16 protein-coding genes are annotated in these 15,243 nt (G+C 62.8%); 10 read left to right on the top strand and 6 right to left on the bottom strand.

Annotated elements, in window-relative coordinates:
* The first annotated feature begins 1 nt into the window (after position 1).
* Genes AMC99_RS02995 through AMC99_RS02985 form a run of 3 tightly spaced genes read left to right on the top strand, consistent with a single transcriptional unit; the run spans position 2 to position 3,181 of the window.
* Positions 2-451: a hypothetical protein gene (locus tag AMC99_RS02995; RefSeq protein ID WP_061922599.1), complete on the top strand. Its 450-nt coding sequence runs from the start codon at positions 2-4 to the stop codon at positions 449-451.
* A 23-nt stretch (positions 452-474) separates the two neighbouring features.
* Complete coding sequence (locus AMC99_RS02990) at positions 475-1,818, top strand: serine hydrolase domain-containing protein (protein ID WP_061922596.1); 1,344 nt, start codon at positions 475-477, stop codon at positions 1,816-1,818.
* 25 nt (positions 1,819-1,843) lie between these two features.
* Positions 1,844-3,181, top strand: a complete 1,338-nt coding sequence (locus tag AMC99_RS02985) for a mechanosensitive ion channel family protein (protein WP_061922593.1) — start codon at positions 1,844-1,846, stop codon at positions 3,179-3,181.
* Between the two features lie 83 nt (positions 3,182-3,264).
* Here the strand turns inward: AMC99_RS02985 and AMC99_RS02980 are convergent, their stop codons facing one another.
* A complete protein-coding gene (locus AMC99_RS02980; RefSeq protein ID WP_061922590.1) occupies positions 3,265-3,714 on the bottom strand; it encodes an Lrp/AsnC family transcriptional regulator in 450 nt (149 codons plus the stop codon).
* Between the two features lie 117 nt (positions 3,715-3,831).
* On the opposite strand from AMC99_RS02980, the gene AMC99_RS02975 reads away from it, so the two are divergent.
* The 3 genes from AMC99_RS02975 to AMC99_RS02965 all read left to right on the top strand — a co-directional run bounded on the left by AMC99_RS02975 (position 3,832) and on the right by AMC99_RS02965 (position 8,419).
* A complete protein-coding gene (locus AMC99_RS02975) occupies positions 3,832-5,040 on the top strand; it encodes a methionine gamma-lyase (RefSeq protein ID WP_061922587.1) in 1,209 nt (402 codons plus the stop codon).
* A gap of 72 nt (positions 5,041-5,112) precedes the next feature.
* Positions 5,113-7,890 (top strand): ATP-dependent DNA helicase, encoded by a 2,778-nt coding sequence (locus tag AMC99_RS02970; protein ID WP_061922584.1) that lies wholly within the window; start codon positions 5,113-5,115, stop codon positions 7,888-7,890.
* A 1-nt stretch (position 7,891) separates the two neighbouring features.
* A complete protein-coding gene (locus AMC99_RS02965; RefSeq protein WP_061922581.1) occupies positions 7,892-8,419 on the top strand; it encodes a SixA phosphatase family protein in 528 nt (175 codons plus the stop codon).
* Positions 8,420-8,428: 9 nt separating this feature from the next.
* Here AMC99_RS02965 and soxR read toward each other — a convergent pair whose 3' ends face one another.
* Entirely contained in the window at positions 8,429-8,875 is a 447-nt protein-coding gene (soxR, locus tag AMC99_RS02960; RefSeq protein WP_061922578.1) for a redox-sensitive transcriptional activator SoxR, read from the bottom strand.
* 114 nt (positions 8,876-8,989) lie between these two features.
* On the opposite strand from soxR, the gene AMC99_RS02955 reads away from it, so the two are divergent.
* On the top strand, positions 8,990-9,361 hold the full coding sequence (locus AMC99_RS02955) for a VOC family protein (RefSeq protein WP_061927631.1): 372 nt from the start codon (positions 8,990-8,992) through the stop codon (positions 9,359-9,361).
* A 30-nt stretch (positions 9,362-9,391) separates the two neighbouring features.
* Here the strand turns inward: AMC99_RS02955 and AMC99_RS02950 are convergent, their stop codons facing one another.
* Genes AMC99_RS02950 through AMC99_RS02940 form a run of 3 tightly spaced genes read right to left on the bottom strand, consistent with a single transcriptional unit; the run spans position 9,392 to position 11,313 of the window.
* On the bottom strand, positions 9,392-10,012 hold the full coding sequence (locus AMC99_RS02950) for an SOS response-associated peptidase (RefSeq protein WP_061922576.1): 621 nt from the start codon (positions 10,010-10,012) through the stop codon (positions 9,392-9,394).
* A gap of 12 nt (positions 10,013-10,024) precedes the next feature.
* A complete protein-coding gene (ubiA, locus tag AMC99_RS02945; protein WP_420805558.1) occupies positions 10,025-10,927 on the bottom strand; it encodes a 4-hydroxybenzoate octaprenyltransferase in 903 nt (300 codons plus the stop codon).
* A complete protein-coding gene (locus tag AMC99_RS02940) occupies positions 10,924-11,313 on the bottom strand; it encodes a hypothetical protein (RefSeq protein WP_061922570.1) in 390 nt (129 codons plus the stop codon). Before AMC99_RS02940 ends, ubiA begins: the two co-directional genes overlap by 4 nt.
* A gap of 46 nt (positions 11,314-11,359) precedes the next feature.
* On the opposite strand from AMC99_RS02940, the gene AMC99_RS02935 reads away from it, so the two are divergent.
* From AMC99_RS02935 to AMC99_RS02925, 3 genes are read left to right on the top strand one after another with little or no spacing between them, the layout of a single operon-like run.
* Entirely contained in the window at positions 11,360-12,115 is a 756-nt protein-coding gene (locus tag AMC99_RS02935) for a 16S rRNA (uracil(1498)-N(3))-methyltransferase (protein WP_061922568.1), read from the top strand.
* A 42-nt stretch (positions 12,116-12,157) separates the two neighbouring features.
* Entirely contained in the window at positions 12,158-13,528 is a 1,371-nt protein-coding gene (locus AMC99_RS02930) for a glutamate--cysteine ligase (RefSeq protein WP_061922565.1), read from the top strand.
* On the top strand, positions 13,528-13,827 hold the full coding sequence (locus tag AMC99_RS02925) for a putative quinol monooxygenase (protein WP_061922562.1): 300 nt from the start codon (positions 13,528-13,530) through the stop codon (positions 13,825-13,827). Before AMC99_RS02930 ends, AMC99_RS02925 begins: the two co-directional genes overlap by 1 nt.
* Positions 13,828-13,834: 7 nt before the next feature.
* Here the strand turns inward: AMC99_RS02925 and AMC99_RS02920 are convergent, their stop codons facing one another.
* Positions 13,835-15,193, bottom strand: a complete 1,359-nt coding sequence (locus tag AMC99_RS02920; RefSeq protein ID WP_061922559.1) for a methyltransferase family protein — start codon at positions 15,191-15,193, stop codon at positions 13,835-13,837.
* Between the last annotated feature and the right edge of the window lie 50 nt (positions 15,194-15,243).

Genomic DNA, 15,243 nt, shown 5'->3' with positions numbered 1-15,243 from the left:
GATGCCGACCAAGATACTGATGATGCTCGGTGGAGCTATCGTCCTGACCGCGATCCCCGTTCGGGCCGAGGCGCAGAGCTGGGAAGTGCGCCGGGAGATCCGCGAAGCCAATCGCGAAGTGAACCGCGAACGGCGGGAAGCTGACGAACGCATCCGGCGATGCAAGGACAAGGAATGCGTCGAGCGCGAGTACCGCAAGGCCAATCGCGAAGTCGCCCGTGAACGCCGCGAAGCAAGGCGCGAAGTGAGCCGCGAAATCCGCGAGGATTATTACGACCGCTTCTATCGCGGCAACGGACGCTGGTGGCGCGATGGACGGTACTGGACCCGCGATGACTATCTTCGCCGGTATTACAAGCGACGCGACAATGACGGCGTTGACGTGCTGACCGGCGTGCTCGTCGGAGCGGCCGTTATCGGCGTGATTGCCGCAGTAACGGACGACGATTGAGGCCTCGAACAGGGAGTTATTCCATGCGTTTCATTTCCAGACTTCCCGCGATGGGGCTTTCGCTTGCCGTCGCTGCAGGCCTCTCGGCTTCGGCACTGGCCCAGCAGGGCCAGCCGCCCCTGTCGGCAGAGGAATCCGATCCGCGCGTTCTCGGCTGGATGGTCGGCTCTCCGCCGCCAGCCGACAAGATCATTACCCAGCCGGATTCGGTTTATTTCAGCTTCCCGCGGCTGCGGTGGAGCGTCTGTCACCTGCGCGAATTCCTCCCGACCGAAGAAATCAGCCGGGGCCTCGGTGCGCCGGTTCCTCTGTCCTACCTGACGCCCGACGAGCTCACGCAGTATGCGGAAGAGATCGACGCCCTGACCTTCACGCCGATGAATTCGGACGGGCAGATGACGTGGAAGGATTCGCTCGGCGCCAATTACACCGACGGCATGCTGATCATGCACAAGGGCCGGGTCGTCTATGAGAAATACTCGGGCTGCCTGAACGAGGATGGCAAGCACGCCGCCATGTCGATGACAAAGTCGCTGACCGGCCTTCTCGCCCAGATCCTCGTGGCCGAGGGCACGCTCGATGAAACCAAGCGCGTCATCGACATCATTCCCGAAATCAAGGGCAGCGCCTTCGCCACTGCGACCGTGCGCGAGGTCATGGATATGACCACCGGCGTCAAATATTCGGAAAATTACGCCGACCCCAATGCCGATATCTGGGTCTATTCCCGCGCGGCAAGCCCGCTGCCCAAGCCCGAAGGATACAAGGGCCCGAATGGTTATTGGGAATATCTCCAGCAGGTGCAGCCCGAGGGGCGGCACGGTGACGAGTTCCATTACAAGACGATCAATTCCGACATGCTCGGCTGGATCATTACCCGGGTCACCGGAAAGGAAGTGACCCAGCTCGCATCCGAACGGCTGTGGTCGAAGATGGGCGCGGAACAGGCCGCATACCAGACGGTGGACGGCAAGGGCGTACCCTTCGCCGGTGGCGGCCTCACCGCCAGCCTTAGGGACCTCGGCCGGCTCGGCCAGCTCATGCTCGACGAGGGAGTGATCAACGGCAAGCGCCTGTTCCCTGCCGAGGTGGCACGCCGGATCCGGCAAGGCGGCGATCCGTCGAAATTTGCCGGCTTCCCGACCATCCCCAACGGCAGTTACACCAGCCAGTGGTGGGTCTTCCACAACGATCATGGTGCCTATGCCGCACGCGGGGTGCATGGCCAGACCATCTATGTCGACCCGACAGCAGAAATGGTGCTGGTGCGCTTCGCTTCATTCCCGACAGCAGCGAACGGCAGGATCGATCCTACCTCGCTGCCCGCTTACCAGGCGGTGGCCGAATACCTGATGGCGAAGGACTGAGGCCGCCCTAGAAGAGGAGGCCGGATTGGCTGTTTCAAGGATAATCGCGCTGTGCTTCGCGGCGTTCTGGTCGCTCGCGTTCGCTCATGTGGCAAACGCCCAGGACGTCGCGGAGGAGACCGTCACACCGGCTGCCGAGGAAACAGCAACGGACGCGGGCAAGGAAGACCTCGTCACCCTTGTCACGCGCCCCGAAATATCCAATCCGGAACTGGCGCACCTGCTCGTGCCGCTGACCGCGGATGAACTGCGACAGGTCAGCGACGCCTGGCTCGGCCTCGTTCGGGCCAAAACCGAGGAGATTGCTCGCGCGCAGGCAGATCGGATCGGCGGTGGAGATCCATCGGACCAGGCGAAGATCGCGAAGATAATCACGCTGGTCGAGCAGCGCGCCAAGCTGCTCGAGAAGTTCACCCTGGTGGTCGATTCCCTCGAAAGGAAGGGCGGCGATCCGGATCAGGTCGCAGGCCTGCGGGCCTATCGCAACGGCATCCTGTTTGAAGAAACTTCGCAGGCAAGTGCCAAGGCCCTGTTCGGCTCGATGATCGAGTGGCTCGGTAGGCCTGATGGCGGGATAGCCTTGCTGAAAAGGGTGCTGGTCGCACTCCTTGCCCTCGGGGCGATCGTGCTGGTGGCACGGGTGGCGAAAGGTTTCGTCAGGCTCTGGATCGGGCGCTTCACCCGTGTATCGAAGCTGCTCCAGGCCTTCATCGTGGGGGCATTCTTCTGGCTGTTCATCCTCGCCGGCATCGTCATCGTCCTTGCTTCGATCGATGTCGACATCACACCCCTTTTCGCGCTGATCGGGGGCGCATCCTTCATCCTCGCCTTTGCCTTCCAGGACACGCTCGGCAATCTTGCGAGCGGGCTGATGATCATGATCAACCAGCCCTTCGACGAAGGAGATTATATCGAGGTTGGCGGTGTCGGCGGCACGGTGCGAAACGTCAGCATGGTCGGCACGACCGTTGCGACGCCCGACAATCGCATCATCGTTGTCCCTAACAAGAACGTCTGGGGTAATGTCATCATCAACGCGACAGCCAGCGACACGCGCCGCGTCGACCTGGTCTTCAGCGCTTCCTACGACGATCCCATCCAGGATGTGCTGGACGTCCTGCAGGAACAGGTCGCATCCCATCCCAGGGTCCTTGCCGATCCCGCACCCGATATCCGGCCGAGCGAACTTGGGCCTAGCACCGTCGACTTCGTATGCCGGCCGTGGGTGAACGCAGACGATTACTGGGATGTGAAATGCGACCTCACCCAGCGCGTGAAGGAAGCGTTCGAAGCGCGTGGACTTTCGATGCCATTCCCACAGCAGGACATCCACGTCAGAAGCTTGCCCGAACCCGGCAGATAGGAAGCGATCGCGGCAAAGCGGATTTCGTTGGTCAATTCAAACACTGACCTGCCGCCAAACGATGCAGGACCCCCGCATCGAGCCTAGGGCAATTCGACTGTATCCTTCACCGTCCCATAGACGAAGCTGGTGTTGATGGTCGCGATGCCGGGCGTTTCGTGGAGCGTTTCGCGCATGAAGGCCTCATAGGCGTCGAGCCCCGCCACCACGATCTGGAGCAAGTAGTCCGAGCTCCCCGTCATCAGGTGACAAGTGAGGATTTGCGGCGTCTCGCGCACGCGCGCTTCGAAAGCTTCGACGACTGCCCGGTCATGCCGGGCGAGCGTTACCTGCACGAAAGCGGTGACAGGATAGCCTGCCGCCTCGCGGTCGACGATCGCGACGTATCGGTCGATCACGCCTGCGCTTTCGAGATTCCGCACACGGCGCAGGCAGGGCGACGGTGACAGGTTCACCCGCTCTGCCAGTTCGGCGTTCGTCAGCCTGCCATCGCGTTGCAACTCGCGTAGAATCTGGCGATCTTTCGCGTCCAATCGATCCTCCCTTGGCATAATCTGCCAATTATCATGACAATATTGGCAAACTTCGCAGGGAAATGCCAGACCGACATCGCTATATTCGCCTCAAACCTTTCAAGAGAGGCATAAGTCATGAGTCGCACCACGCTTTCCGGTTTTTCGAGCCGCGCCATCCATCACGGGTATGACCCGGCAGAAAACATGGGCGCGCTGACTCCGCCGATGCACATGGCCTCGACCTTCGCCTTCGAAAGCGCCGAACAGGGCGGCGCAATCTTTGCAGGCGAGCAGCCGGGCTATTTCTACAGCCGGATTTCGAACCCGACGCTCGACCTGCTCGAGCAGCGTCTCGCCTCGCTCGAGGGAGCAGAGGCCGCTGTCGCGACTGCCAGCGGCATGGGTTCGATCACTGCCGTCATGTGGACGCTGCTGCAGGCGGGCGACGAGATCATCACCGACAAGACACTTTACGGCTGCACCTTTGCCTTCTTCCGTCACGGCCTGGGCAAGTTCGGGATCAAGGTAACGCATGTCGACCTGACCGATCACGACGCGCTGGAAGCCGCGATGAATGATCGTGTGAAGGTCGTCTATTTCGAAACACCCGCCAATCCCAACATGCGGCTGGTCGATATCGCAGGCGTGAGCGAGATCGCGCATGCCGGCGGCGCGACCGTCGTGGTCGACAACACCTATGCCACCCCCGCCCTCACCCGTCCGGTCGAACTGGGCGCGGACATCGTCGTCCACTCGGCCACCAAATACCTTGGCGGTCATGGCGACCTCGTCGGGGGCATGGTCGCCGGCGATGCAGAAACGATGCAGAGAGTGCGGCTCGAAGGCCTGAAGGACATGACCGGCGCCGTGATGAGCCCGTTCACCGCAACGCTGATCATGCGCGGGCTCAAGACCCTGTCGCTCCGCATGGAACGCCACAGCCAGACCGCGCTTGCGGTCGCCCGCTGGCTGGAAGCGCAGCCGCAGGTTTCGGCAGTGCATTATCCGGGTCTCGAAAGTTTCGACCAGCACGATCTGGCGAAGCGCCAGATGGCCCTTCCCGGCGGCATGATCGCCTTCGACCTTGCCGATGGATACGACCAGGGCATCCGCTTCATGAACCGGCTCAACATGATTGTGCGTGCCGTTTCGCTCGGTGATGCCGAAACGCTGATCCAGCACCCCGCCAGCATGACGCATTCGACCTACACGCCGGAAGAACGTGCCGAGCACGGCATCGGCGAAGGTCTGCTGCGCCTGTCGGTCGGGCTCGAGGATGCGGAAGATATTTTCGCCGACCTCGCGCAGGCGCTGGCCGCATCGGAAATGTCGATCGCCGCATAAGTCGGCACAATCGGGCTAAAATGCCGGGCAACAGCTTGCCCCGCGTTCCGTTTGTGTTCTAACGCCGGAGGGGTGAGCCCAGCACTCCCCCTCCCCGCACTTCACGCCAGCCACAGCGGCACCTGGCTGCGTCCGGCCAACGGGTCGACCGGCGCGGTGTCGAAGGGCGAGGCGATCATGGCAGCGGCCGATACGCCGGTGCTGATCGTCAATGCCCCTCTGGTGGCGAGCAGGTTGGGATACCCCGACCTGTCAGGACTCGACCTGCTGGAACTGTTCGCATTCGTCCACCCGGCGCGGTTCTGCGTGCCGACGCCGCGCGGACTGGCGCAGGCTCTCGACCTCGATGCTCCCGAAGGGGACGAGCACGTTCCGCTGTTCCTGCAGCAGGCAGCCGCACGCCTGATCGAAAATTGCGAAAGCGCTGACTGGCCAGAGCGCGAAGGCGCATGGTCTGCGCTGCAATCGCTCGTCCGGATGCGCTGGCCCTGGGCGCAGGTGCTTGCGCCACATGTGGCCAAGCCCGAGCGGGCGGAAAAATGGCTGTTCTCGCGCCTGCCCGAATGGGAGGAAGCAGCCGAGCGGCCCGCCCCTTCGCAAGTCGTTCTCAGCGATGCACAGGTGCTGGGCGAACTCGACCACCTGACGGGCGAAGGATCGGAACGGCGCGAGGGGCAACGCGCCTATGCCACCGATGCCGCCCGCACGTTTGCACCGCGTGACAAGCGCGGCGTACCGCACCTTTTGCTGGCGCAGGCCGGCACTGGGATCGGCAAGACGCTCGGCTATCTCTCGCCTGCCTCGCTCTGGTCCAAGGAGGCTGGCGGGACGGTTTGGGTTTCGACCTATACCAAGAACCTCCAGCGGCAGCTTCGCCGCGAAAGTCGAAGGGCCTGGCCTTCGGAACGCCCCGACGGATCGCAGCCCGTGGTCGTCCGCAAGGGACGCGAAAACTACCTCTGCCTGCTCAATCTCGAAGACGCGCTGCAGGGCGGGTTCTCCGGCAGGCCGGCGATCCTTGCGCAACTGGTGGCGCGATGGGCAGCCTATAGCCAGGACGGCGACATGATCGGCGGCGACCTGCCGGGATGGCTCGGCACGCTGTTCCGCAAGCGGGGGATTGCGGCACTCACCGACCAGCGCGGCGAATGCATTTACGCAGGCTGCCCACATTACCGAAAATGCTTCATCGAACATGCCGCCCGCGCCAGTGCGCAGGCCGATCTGGTCATCGCCAATCACGCGCTGGTCATGGTCAATGCCGCGCGCGGACGCGACCACGCGCAGCGCCCGACCCGCATTATCTTCGACGAAGGGCATCACGTTTTCGAGGCAGCGGATTCGATCTTTGCCGCCGCGCTGACCGGGCAGGAGGCGATCGAGCTGAGGCGCTGGATCATCGGCCCCGAACGCGGCAGCCGCGGGCGTCGCCGGGGCCTCGCTGCGCGGCTTGCCGACGTCGCAAGCTATGACGAGGATGGCGGCGAAGCGGTCGAGGATGCGATCGAGGCCGCCCATGCGTTGCCTTCCGATGGCTGGATGCAACGGCTGCACGACGGCGAGCCTTCAGGTCCGCTCGAGGCACTGCTCGCGGCCGTCAGGGCAACGACCTACGCCCGCGACGAGAGCGGCAGCCAGGAGGCGGGATACGGCATCGAAACCGAGGCATCGGGCCTTACCGGCGAATTGATCGAGGCGGCGGGCGATGCTGCAGAGGCGCTCGCCGCGATCCGCAAGCCGCTCATGAAACTCGGCACACGGCTCGAGGCCATCCTCGCCGATGCGCCCGACTGGCTTGACGCGCAGGGCCGTGCCCGGATCGAGGGCGCGCGGCATTCGCTCGGCTGGCGGGTCGATCTCGTCGCGGCATGGGAATCCCTGCTGGACCGGCTGGGCGGCCCGGCCGATCCTGAGTTCGTCGACTGGCTTGCGGTCGATCGCAGTCCCGGATCGTCTGCCGGCGTGCGCGAATTCGACATCGGCATACACCGGCACTGGCTCGACCCGATGAAGCCGTTTGCCAAAGTCGTGCTAGAACCGGCCCACGGCGTCATGCTTACCAGCGCGACACTGACCGATCGAACGAACGACGGCGACCCTTGGGAATCGGCCATCGCCAGATCGGGCGCCGAGCATGTGGAAACCATGCCGCTGCTATCTGCTGCGGAAAGCCCGTTCGATTATGCCAGCCGGGCCGAAGTCCTGATTGTCACCGACATTCGCAAGGGCGACCTGCCTGCCCTCGCCGGAGCCTATGCCCGCCTGATCGAGGCTTCGGAAGGCGGTGTGCTGGGCCTGTTCACCGCGATCCGCCGGATGCGCGCCGTGCATGGGCGGATTGCTGACCGGCTCGCGCGGGCGGGCCTGCCGCTCTATGCCCAGCATGTCGATCCGATCGACACCGGCACGCTGGTCGACATCTTTCGTGACGATCCGCGTGCAAGCCTGCTCGGGACCGATGCCCTGCGTGACGGGGTCGACGTGCCCGGCCATTCGCTGCGCTGTGTCGTGATGGAGCAGGTGCCATGGCCGCGCCCCGATATTCTTCACAAGGCACGCAGGGCGGCAGCGAAGGACAATGGCGGGGGCGGTAATGCCTATGACGACCGGATCATTCGCGCCCGGCTGGCCCAGGCATTCGGACGGCTGATCCGCCATGGCGAGGACAGCGGACACTTCGTCGTCCTGTCGCCTGCCTTCCCCAGCAGGCTGCTGACCGCATTCCCGCCGGGTACGCCCGTCATACGTTTGACGCTCGAGGAAGCTTTACAACGGGTCGCTGCTGGTGTTTCGGGAGAAGAGGCACCGACAAGCGCCAGTGCCGAGGCAAAGGAAGAGGAAGACAGCTGACGTGAAGATCATCGGTCTTCTGAGGCATGCAAAGTCCGATTGGGACGATATGTCGACGCGCGATTTCGATCGCGGCCTGAACGATCGCGGCCGCAAGGGCGCCGCGCTGATTGGCGACTACATCCGCAATCACGGGATCAAGTGGGACGTGATGGTCGCCAGTCCGGCCGAACGGGTGAAGCGGACGATCGCTTCTGCTTTTCCCGAAGCGGAGCCGATTTACGATTCGCGCCTTTACCTCGCCAGTTCGGAAACCATCATGGAGGTGATCGCCGAACACGCAGGCGATGCAAAGGCCATCCTGGTGATCGGACATAACCCTGGCTTGCAGGAAGTCCTGTTCGACCTCGTTTCGCCCCAGAACGAAAACGAGTTGTTCGACCAGGCCGCGGCGAAGTTTCCCACCGCAAGCTATGCCGTCTTCGAATGCGATATCGACGACTGGAGCCAGCTGAAGAAGGGCTGCGGGAAACTCGAACACTTCGCCCGCCCGCGCGATCTCGATCCGGAGCTTGGCCCCGAATACTGAGTCTGGAGCTCAGCTTCCGGGCAAGAGGACGCGTGGCCCCGCGCCCCGTTCCGCCCACTTGTCTTCGGCATTGTAGAGCGCGCACTTTTTCAGGCTCAGGCAACCGCAACCGATACATCCGTCCAGATCCTCGCGCACTTTTTCCAGTGCAGCGATCTGGCTGTCTATGCGCCGCTTGATCCCGCCGCTGATCGCCTGCCAGTCCCTGGCATTGGGAGTGCGTCCCTGCGGGAGCTTCCTGAGCTCTTCCTCGATTTCCGTCAGTGCAAGGCCGAGCTTCTGGGCAATCAGGATGAAGCTCAGCCGCCGTATGTCGCTCCTGAAATAGCGCCGCTGGTTCCCGCTCGTGCGAAAGGGTTCGACCAGCCCCTTCTCCTCGTAGAAACGGATCGCAGAGACGCTTAGGCCGGTACGCCGGGCAAGGTCGCCGATGGTAAGAAGGTCGTTCGCTTTCATCGATCACAGCGATAGGGAGTTTTATCCTTGACCTCAAGTTAGGTTGAGGTTGCATTGAGATGTCCATTGCCAACGCGCGCCGCAATCATGGCGCAACAGATGGAAGGACATTCAATGCCGAAGGGAACGATCGAACACGCCAACCTGACCGTGACGAACCCGGAAAGAAGCGCGGAGCTGTTCAAGCAATTGTGCGGCTGGCACGAACGCTGGAGCGGGCCGTCGATGATGGGCGGCAGGACGATCCACGTCGGATCCGAAAGCGCCTACATCGCGCTCTACACCAACGACACGGCGAAAGGCGGTTATTCAAAGAGCCAGCCTTTGAACCACGTAGGTCTGCTGGTCGACGATCTGGGCGCGGCGGAACGGGTCGTGATCGCCGCCGGACTGAAGCCGTTCGGGCATGATGATTACGAACCCGGCAAGCGGTTCTATTTCTTCGACTGGGACGGGATCGAATTCGAGGTGGTCAGCTATGAATGAGTTCTATTCCGACCGCCCGCATTTCCATCGTCACAGCAGGCGGGATTGCCCGCCGCGCGACCACGCTTCGCCTGTCCGGTCGAGCAGGACCTCACCCGCCCATGGCACGCACAACTCGCGCGCTTCGGGCGGGCTGCCGGACACCCAACCGGCGTAATTTTCCGGCGAAAGGATGACCGGCATGCGGGTATGGCATTCGGCCGCAGCCCCGATACTGTCGGTCATCACCATCGAATAGCAATCGCCCCATTCGTCGGAATGACGCCAGACACCCGCGCAGGCGAACAGATCGTCACCGGGCAATGAAAGCCAGGTGCGCGTCATCTTGCCCTTCGGTCCCTCGGCTTCTGCCCAGGCAGTCAGAGGGATCAGGCAGCGCCGTTCTTCGAAGCTGTAGCGCCAGAAGAAGCTGTCCAGTTTGTCGGTGCGCGTGTTGTTCACCGGCTTGGGCTTGAGCGGTTGCCCTTTCTTGCCCTTCATCTGGAGCGGGAAGCCCCAGGTCATCTGGCGCACCTTGCCCTCAGCGACGACCGCGCCGGGATAGCCGGGATAGACCTCTTCCCCGAAATTCGCGCCGCCCAGTTCCTCGACCGCGTTGAACCATTTGGCGACCTCGTCCTTGTTCTTGGTCATGCGGTAGAGGTTGCACATGGTTGATCGTCCTCAGGCGTTGCCGACGATGAAACAAGCTGCGGCCATCAGCGCGCCAGCCCAGCGGTTCGAGCGGAAACGGGCGAGCGGATTGTCCGGATCTGCGGGATCGAGAGTTGCGACCTGCCACGCCAGGTGAAGGCCGACGGGCAGCAGGGTCAGGAGGGCAACCACGTCCTCGCGATAAAGCCAGAAGCCCAGCGCCCAAAGACCGAGTGCCGCGGCGTAGAAAACCGCGACGCCAGAGGTCACTCGCCCGCCGAGCCTGAGCGCGGAAGACTTGATCCCGACCAGCGCATCGTCCTCGCGGTCCTGCAGGGCATAGATCGTGTCATAGCCGATGACCCACAGCGCTGCCCCCGCATAGAGCGAAAGCAGCGCATCCCAATTGTCGCTACGCAGGGCTATCCACCCTACCGGCAACGCCCAGGTGAAAACCATTCCGAGCCACGCCTGCGGCCACCAGGTGATCCGCTTCATGAAGGGATAGGCGGCCACCAGGGCCAGGCTGGCGACGGCAACAATCTGCGCCACCCAACGCAATTGCAGCAGCACGACGAGCCCTACCGCGCAGAGGGCAAGCAGCCACGCCCAGGCGAGCTTGCGACTGACCCTACCCGATGCGACCGGGCGGGATGCCGTGCGCGCGACCTTCCGGTCGAGATCGGCATCGACAATGTCGTTATAAACGCAGCCCGCACCGCGCATGGCGATGCTGCCGAGCAGGAACCAGCCGATCAGCGTCCATTGCGGGCCTGCTCCTGCCAGCCAGATCCCCCAGGCTCCGGGCCAGAACAGCAGCCACCAGCCGATCGGCCGGTCGAACCTTGCAAGCTGTGCTAGGTCACGCGGCAATTGCGGCAGGCGCGCCACGAGCCCGCGATGCTCGCTGTCGGGGACGACCTGTTCGTTCACGACGCCTGCGCCTCTTCGCGCTTGGCAGCGCGCCATCCCAGGATCGCCAGCCCGAACATGGCCACGTTTCCGACCGCATCGAGCATTCCGACAGAATTCAGCACCGGCACGACGCTGTGGAAGTACCAGTCGAACACGAAGAACGGCAGCAGTATGACCGCAAATGCGAGGAAGCCCTTGCTCGTGTATTTTACGACCAGTGACATCAGCCCGAAAATGCACGCCTGCGCGCCAAAGCAGGCCATGGCGAAAGTCACGAGGAAACTGCTGTCGCGATATTCGGGCATAACGGCGATGTCGATCACGGACTGGGGCGCAAGCAGCGCCCATCCGCCCAGGACCAGGAAAATGGCAGCGATCAGGCGCTGTGCGACAAGCGAGGTCATTGCTTCCCTCTAGCGGGCCACGGCCTGCTCGTCTAACGCCGCGATCATGACTGCCACTCCTGCCTGGCCGCCCAAGAGCGCACCGCGCCTGTTCGTCGAACACGAGCTTGAAAAAGATGCGCAGGTGACGATCGAAGGGCCGCAGGCGCATTACCTCGGCCGCGTGATGCGGGTGAAGGAGGGCGATACCGTTATCCTTTGCGACAACGTGACCGGCGAATGGGCCATGCAGGTGGCCCAGGTGACCAAGCACAGTGTGCATGGACTGGTCACAGGGCAGTTGCGCCCGCGCGAGGAAGTGCCCGACTTCTGGCTGTGCCCCGCCCTGCTAAAGAAAGACCGTTTCGGCACGGTGCTCGAAAAAGCGACCGAACTGGGCGTTGCGGCAATCATGCCCGTCGTCACGCGCCGGTGCGTTGCGGACAAGCTCAACCCCGACCGCGCCCGGACCATCGTCGTCGAGGCGGCCGAACAATGCGCGCGCACCGCGCTGCCCGACGTCGGACCCGTGGCGAAACTGGACGCGCTGCTGCGCGACTGGCCCGAAAACCGGATCTTGTTCTTTGCAGACGAAGAAGGCGGCGAGCCTGCAGCCGATGCGTTCTGTTATGCCGAAGGACCGGCGGCGCTGCTGGTCGGCCCCGAAGGCGGCTTCGACGATGCCGAACGCGAGGCGATCCGTGCCCATCCCAATGCCCGCCCGATCAGCCTTGGCCCCCGCATCCTGAGGGGCGAAACAGCAGCCATTGCAGGCATCGCGGTATGGATGGCCGAGGCTGGTGACTGGCTCGACCAAGAATAATTTTCTTCCCTCGCAAGGTCCGGTTGCTTATCGCCACCGGCCATGAGCACGCGCGACAATTCCGCCAAGGATGATCCGATCATCGAGAGCCGCGACCAGCTGGTCGAGCCGATGCAGGCTGGCGAAAAGCCGAAATCGGCCTGGCGCATCGGGACCGAGCACGAAAAGCTCGTTTACAAGCGCGACGATTTCCGCGCCCCGTCCTACGACGAACCCGGAGGTATCCGCGATATCCTCATGAGTTTGCAGCGTTTTGGCTGGGAACCAGTCGAGGAAGGCGGCAAGGTCATCGCGATGCGGGGCGAGGATGGCACGGTCAGCCTCGAGCCTGCCGGGCAGCTCGAATTGTCGGGCGCACCGCTTGAAAACCTGCACCAGACCTGCGCCGAAACCGGGCGCCACCTGCAGCAGGTAAAGGAAGTGGCCGAAGCTTTCGACGTCGGTTTCCTCGGCCTCGGCATGTGGCCCGACAAGACCCGCGAAGAACTGCCGATCATGCCGAAGGGCCGCTACGAGATCATGATGCGCCACATGCCGCGCGTGGGTGATCTTGGCCTCGACATGATGCTGCGCACCTGCACCATCCAGGTCAATCTCGACTATTCGAGCGAAGCCTGCATGGCGAAGAAGTTCCGCACCAGCCTCGCGCTGCAACCGCTTGCAACGGCACTGTTTGCGAACTCTCCCTTCACCGAAGGCAAGCCCAACGGCTTCCTGTCGTTCCGCAGCCATATCTGGTCCGACACAGACCCGCATCGCACGGGCATGTTGCCCTTCGTGTTCGAGGACGGCTTCGGATACGAACGCTATGTCGACTACATGCTCGATGTGCCGATGTACTTCGTCTATCGCGACGGCAAATACATCAATGCGGCGGGGCTCAGCTTCCGCGATTTCCTCGACGGCAATCTGTCGGTCCTGCCAGGCGAAAAGCCGACGCAGAGCGACTGGTGGGATCACTTGTCGACCGCCTTTCCCGAGGTCCGGCTCAAGAGCTTCCTCGAAATGCGCGGAGCCGACGGCGGCCCGTGGAGCAGGATATGCGCTCTGCCCGCTTTCTGGGTCGGAATCCTCTATGACGATGCGGCGCTCGATGCGGCATGGGACCTCGTGAAGGACTGGACGATGGAAGAGCGTGAGGCGCTGCGCAATGCCGTGCCGAAGCTGGCGCTCGACGCCGAAATTCCGGGCGGAAGGAAGCTGCACGACCTTGCGAAGGAAGTGATGGCGATTTCGCGGCAGGGGCTGGTTTCACGCGCTCGCATCAATTCGAGCGGCGACAACGAAACCGGATTTCTCGAAACGCTCGACGAAATCGTCGCCAGCGGGAAGGTCCCGGCCCAGCGCCTGCTCGACAAATACCACGGCGAGTGGGGCGGCGATATCAAGCGCGTCTACAAGTACAGCTTCTGATGATCCTGGTGCTCGGAACCGTACGCCTCGCGCCCGACAATCTGGAACGCGCACGTGCAGCGATGGACGCGGTCATTTCCGCCAGCCGGGCAGAAGACGGCTGCATCGCCTATTCCTATGCGCAGGACGTCCTCGACCCGACTATCGTTCACGTGGTCGAAAAATGGCGGGATCGCGAAACGCTCGACGCACATTTCCGCACGCCGCATCTGCAGGAATGGCGCGCGACCTGGGACGATATCGGCATCACCGACCGCAAGCTGACGATTTTCGATATCGACGAAGGCTCGCCGATCTAGCGAATGCTTACTCGGCGGGTTCTGCGACCGCGACGACCGGCCTGCGCCTGATCGCACGTGTCAGTTTTCCAATACGCGCCGTGATCGTGCCGTGCTGCTCCATCCAGGTGTGGTATTCGCGATACTTCGCATCTTCGCCCAGCAGGTGCGCCTCTTCCGTTTTTGCTCGCCAGAAATAAATCGCGTTCACGCACAGCAGGAAAAACGTGTTGCGCACGGCATCCGTCATCGAACCGTTCGTGACGAGGAACGGCATGACCGAGCACCACCAGAACAGGTTTTTCGAAAGATAGGCCGGGTGCCGGGTGAAGCGGTACGGCCCGTTGGTCAGCACGCCGCGATAGGTCAGGTTGGAAAAGCGGATGCCGAAGGCGACCGTCGCCCAGGCATAGATGGCAGTCAGGAACACTAGCAGACCCGCCCAGGCCCACAGCAGGACCGGGTGGCCGCCGAACCAGTGGCTCCAACCGGCGACATTGTGCTCGTAACTCAGGACGTCGCCATTTCCGATCACGCCCCAGACGAAGGGCGGATAGCAGATCAGCGCGGCGAGCCAGCCGGCAACGAAGGGGTTTCCGCTGCGAATATGGGAATCGAGCGGGCGCAGCGTGACAAGGTAACCGACCGTTCCGATCTGAACGTCGATCAGAAACAGCAGCGCGATCAGCACCATGCCGATCTGCACCGGATCGCCCATCATGGCGGGAAGGTCGGCCTCCACAACTTGCTGGAAACCGCCGGGCAGGATGGAGATCATGAAGGCGCCGAAGAAGCCCTTGATGATCCAGGCCCGCCAGTGCTTCTTGACCTCGTACGCATCGTAAGGCTCGCGCCCGATCAGCATCGCCCCGAAATGCCAGGCATGGTCCCGTGGTTCGACCATGAAACGATCGAGCCAGATGACGTAGGGGACCGAAAGCACAAACAGCGGTATCGCAGCCGTCTTGAGCACATCCATCGCGAACAGGTAACTGCCATTCCAGTACCAGCGACACAGTGCATAGAGCGCGGCAAGCCCTGCCCAGGTCGCCCACAGACCGGCGATCTTGACGATTGAAATGTCGAGGATGTCGGCGACGGGGCGCTTCAGGCCCCAGTCGATGCCGGTGGATGCACGCCGATGGGTCTTGTCCACCAGCAGCGACCAGACGATCATCGGGACGCTGGTGAATAGCATTGCAGTGAGCGCGGCATGCGGGCCCGAGAGCACCTGGTGCGGCCCGTCAAAGCCCAGCCATTGCGAGATCATCGGGAATGTGCGGCAGAAGAGGATCCACGCGAACAGGCCCAGCAGCCCGGCAAGCCCTACGCCGGCCGAGACATCGCTGGGTGGCGGGCCACCTTGCACTTGCGATTGCTTCGTCATCCTTCGCGCGTGTTAGCGCGAAAGGGTTAAGAGGCCGGTAAGAACGAAAG

Source organism: Altererythrobacter epoxidivorans, from assembly GCF_001281485.1.
Taxonomy (GTDB): domain Bacteria; phylum Pseudomonadota; class Alphaproteobacteria; order Sphingomonadales; family Sphingomonadaceae; genus Erythrobacter; species Erythrobacter epoxidivorans.
The sequence above is the reverse complement of the archived record's forward strand: the minus strand, read 5'-3'. Positions and strand labels throughout refer to the sequence as shown.

Bases quoted from the DNA above. Each gene is read 5' to 3' on its own strand.
- AMC99_RS02920 (WP_061922559.1), bottom strand. From the start codon at position 15,193: ATGACGAAGCAATCGCAAGTGCAAGGTGGCCCGCCACCCAGCGATGTC.
- AMC99_RS02935 (WP_061922568.1), top strand. From the start codon at position 11,360: ATGACTGCCACTCCTGCCTGGCCGCCCAAGAGCGCACCGCGCCTGTTC.
- AMC99_RS02950 (WP_061922576.1), bottom strand. From the start codon at position 10,012: ATGTGCAACCTCTACCGCATGACCAAGAACAAGGACGAGGTCGCCAAA.
- AMC99_RS02975 (WP_061922587.1), top strand. From the start codon at position 3,832: ATGAGTCGCACCACGCTTTCCGGTTTTTCGAGCCGCGCCATCCATCAC.
- AMC99_RS02995 (WP_061922599.1), top strand. From the start codon at position 2: ATGCCGACCAAGATACTGATGATGCTCGGTGGAGCTATCGTCCTGACC.
- AMC99_RS02925 (WP_061922562.1), top strand. From the start codon at position 13,528: ATGATCCTGGTGCTCGGAACCGTACGCCTCGCGCCCGACAATCTGGAA.
- AMC99_RS02930 (WP_061922565.1), top strand. From the start codon at position 12,158: ATGAGCACGCGCGACAATTCCGCCAAGGATGATCCGATCATCGAGAGC.
- soxR (WP_061922578.1), bottom strand. From the start codon at position 8,875: ATGAAAGCGAACGACCTTCTTACCATCGGCGACCTTGCCCGGCGTACC.
- AMC99_RS02990 (WP_061922596.1), top strand. From the start codon at position 475: ATGCGTTTCATTTCCAGACTTCCCGCGATGGGGCTTTCGCTTGCCGTC.
- AMC99_RS02955 (WP_061927631.1), top strand. From the start codon at position 8,990: ATGCCGAAGGGAACGATCGAACACGCCAACCTGACCGTGACGAACCCG.
- AMC99_RS02940 (WP_061922570.1), bottom strand. From the start codon at position 11,313: ATGACCTCGCTTGTCGCACAGCGCCTGATCGCTGCCATTTTCCTGGTC.